Raw genomic sequence first — 3,182 nt, forward strand, 5'->3', positions numbered from 1 at the left:
TAGTCCGCGGGGGTCCCCATGAACCCGCAGCGTGCGCCCAGGAGTTCGGCGAGCGCCGCCGCCCACTCCCGTGCCCCGCCGGGGCGGTAGGGCAGCTGTCCGGCGAGCCGGTCCAGCTCGATCTGTGCCGCGTCTATGTCGTCGTCGCAGAGTTCCGGATCCGCCTCCGCGCTCACCAGGAGGCACAGCAGGGACAGGTCGGGCCGCTCGGACCTGGCCTCATCGGCGAACCGCCGCCGGGACGCGGCCGTCCTTGACTCCTCGTGCATGCGTGCCTCGTGCCTTACTTACCGCGCCGACCGGTAGAAGCTACCGAGCCGACGGGTATCGATAGTGGTGGTACGTGTGGTGCGCGGCGAAGCCAAGACCGCCGTACAGCGCCCGCGCACCCTCGTTGCCGTCCTCGACCTGAAGCCAGGCCGCCGAAGCGCCCTCGGTGAGCGCCTGCCGGGCAAGCGCCGCCATCACCGCGGTCGCGAGGCCCTGCCTGCGGTGCGCCGGATCCACCTCGACCGCCATGAATCCCGCCCAGCGCCCGTCCACGACGCACCGCCCGATCGCCGCGGGCCCCGCGTCCGCAGAGTGCCCGGGCACGGAAGCGAACCACACCGAGGGGCCGCCCGCCAGCACCTGGAGCACATGAGGTCCCGGCACCCCGGATCGGTTGTACCGGCGCAGCCACGCCTCGTCGAAGGAGCGTGCAAGACGCACCTTTTCCGCTGCCGCCGCGGGCACGTCCAGATCGCCGAGCGGCGCGAGAGCACCGACGTGGATCTCCGAGCTCACCTCGCGCTCCCAGCCCCGCTCCGCCAGCTCCGCGCAGAGCAGTTCCTGGGTGCCCGCGGCCCCGGTCGCGGTCTGGACGTACGCCGGCAGCTCCCGCTCCCCGTACCAGCGGCGTACGTACGCCAGGGCCTCGTCAAGGGGCCGTCCCGGATCACCCGTGGGCAGCACCGAATTGGCCCGCCGGGTGAATCCGGCGGAGGCCCGCAGCTCCCACTCGCCGAGCGGCTCGCTCTCCACGGGCGGCCAGGCGCGTGCGGCGACCCTGGCCAGCTCCGCGTACGACGCCGCCGGGCCGCGCCTGCGGGCCGGGGCGGCGGGGACGACCTTGCCCGCCACCAGGGTGTTCTCCGCGATGCGGACACGCTCACCGTCGCGGCGTGTGATCAGTACCACACCGTCGTCCCACGATGTGAGAACACCCACCGTGTCAGTGAACTTGCCATCCGTTCTCGACCCGTCGTCAAGGCGTCGTACAGACACTCGTTTGCCCACGTCAGCAGGGGTAATGCGGACCTCGAGCCGTCCGCCCGCAGTGAATTCCACAGCTCTGTACGCCCCTCCTGTTCGGATCATGCCCGGGAACGGAGATACTAGGGGCGGGCATCGACGACGCCGCGCTCCCGCGCGCCAGGCGAGCGGAGCCTGAAGACGGCCCGCCAACGCCCGTATCGAGGAGGAACGACAGCGTGACATACGTCATCGCGCAGCCTTGTGTCGACGTCAAGGACAAGGCGTGCATCGAGGAGTGCCCGGTCGACTGCATTTACGAGGGCTCCCGGTCCTTGTACATCCACCCGGACGAATGCGTCGACTGCGGAGCCTGTGAACCGGTCTGCCCGGTCGAGGCGATCTTCTACGAAGACGACACTCCGGAAGAGTGGAAGGACTACTACAAGGCGAACGTCGAGTTCTTCGACGAGCTCGGCTCGCCCGGTGGTGCCAGCAAGCTCGGCCTGATCGAGCGCGACCACGCCTTCATCGCCGCATTGCCGCCGCAGAACCAGTAACGGCAGCTTGAAGCGCCGCCCCGGTCCCGTACGGCACATCTCGCCGTACGGGACCGAGGCGTTTGTCCATACACGCAGTACGTACATGCAGTACGGGAGTCAGCACGTGTCCGCAGCCTCAGGTCTTTCCGGCCGCCTTCCCACCTTCCCCTGGGACAAGCTCGAGCCCTACAAGGCGACGGCAGCCGCCCACCCCGGCGGCATCGTCGACCTGTCGGTGGGCACCCCGGTCGACCCGGTGCCGGAGCTGATCCAGAAAGCGCTGGTCGCGGCGGCGGACTCGCCGGGCTACCCCACGGTCTGGGGCACCCCCGAGCTGCGTGACGCGATCACCGGCTGGTGCGAGCGGCGCCTTGGCGCCCGCGGCGTCACGCACCACAACGTCCTGCCGATCGTGGGCTCCAAGGAACTGGTGGCCTGGCTCCCGACCCAGCTGGGCCTCGGCCCGGGCGACGTCGTCGCCTACCCGCGGCTGGCCTACCCGACGTACGAGGTGGGCGCGCGTCTGGCCCGCGCCGAGTACGTCGCGTACGACGACCCGACCGAGCTCGACCCCACCGGCCTCAAGCTCCTCTGGCTCAACTCGCCCTCGAACCCGACCGGCCGCGTCCTGTCCAAGGACGAGCTGATCCGCACGGTCGCCTGGGCGCGCGAGCACGGCGTGCTCCTGGTGAGCGACGAGTGCTACCTGGAGCTGGGCTGGGAGGCGGAGCCGGTCTCGGTCCTGCACCCGGACGTGTGCGGCGGTTCGTACGACGGCATCGTCGCCGTCCACTCGCTCTCCAAGCGGTCGAACCTCGCGGGCTACCGCGCCGCGTTCCTCGCCGGTGACGCGGCCGTCCTCGGCGACCTGCTCCAGATCCGCAAGCACGGCGGCATGATGACGTCCGCGCCGACGCAGGCGGCGGTCGTCGCGGCGCTCGGCGACGACGCCCACGTGCGCGAGCAGCGCGAGCGGTACCTGGCGCGGCGCACCGCCCTGCGCGACGCCCTCCTGCGGCACGGCTTCCGCATCGAGCACAGCGAGGCGAGCCTGTACCTCTGGGCGACCCGCGACGAGTCCTGCTGGGAGACCGTCGGACACCTCGCGGACCTCGGCATCCTCGTGGCCCCCGGCGACTTCTACGGCCCCGCGGGCGACCGCTTCGTACGCGTCGCCCTGACCGCGACGGACGAGCGCGTGGCCGCGGCGGTCGAGCGGCTGGCCTGACCGCAAGGCGGAGGCGGCCCCGGCCGGTACGCCGGACGGCCCCGGAGCCAGTGGCTCCGGGCCCTTCCGGGGTGTGCGGTGGTCAGCCGAGCGGCAGGCTCTTGACCGGCAGCTGGTCGGTCGGCAGGCCGCCCTTGGTGACGGAGTCCGTCGGCAGGCCCTTGCCGACGGTGTCGGTG

3 protein-coding genes and 1 pseudogene are annotated in these 3,182 nt (G+C 71.4%); 2 read left to right on the plus strand and 2 right to left on the minus strand.

Annotated features, from left to right (window positions below; all coding sequences use genetic code 11):
- Both ACQKIP_RS43735 and ACQKIP_RS43740 read right to left on the minus strand, forming a co-directional pair.
- Window positions 1–269, minus strand: a pseudogene (locus ACQKIP_RS43735) (hypothetical protein); the annotation flags it as partial.
- 40 nt (window positions 270–309) lie between these two features.
- The gene (locus ACQKIP_RS43740; protein ID WP_365861872.1) at window positions 310–1,329 is read right to left on the minus strand and encodes a GNAT family N-acetyltransferase; all 1,020 of its coding nucleotides are present in this window, start codon (window positions 1,327–1,329) and stop codon (window positions 310–312) included.
- Window positions 1,330–1,472: 143 nt separating this feature from the next.
- Between ACQKIP_RS43740 and fdxA the strand changes: the two genes are divergently transcribed.
- Together fdxA and ACQKIP_RS43750 are read left to right on the plus strand one after the other, a co-directional pair.
- On the plus strand, window positions 1,473–1,793 hold the full coding sequence (gene fdxA, locus ACQKIP_RS43745; RefSeq protein ID WP_030573070.1) for a ferredoxin: 321 nt from the start codon (window positions 1,473–1,475) through the stop codon (window positions 1,791–1,793).
- 106 nt (window positions 1,794–1,899) lie between these two features.
- Complete coding sequence (locus ACQKIP_RS43750) at window positions 1,900–3,003, plus strand: bifunctional succinyldiaminopimelate transaminase/glutamate-prephenate aminotransferase (RefSeq protein WP_365861874.1); 1,104 nt, start codon at window positions 1,900–1,902, stop codon at window positions 3,001–3,003.
- The last annotated feature ends 179 nt before the right edge of the window (window positions 3,004–3,182 follow it).

It is taken from the genome of Streptomyces sp. NPDC059900, assembly GCF_050270335.1.
Taxonomy (GTDB): domain Bacteria; phylum Actinomycetota; class Actinomycetes; order Streptomycetales; family Streptomycetaceae; genus Streptomyces.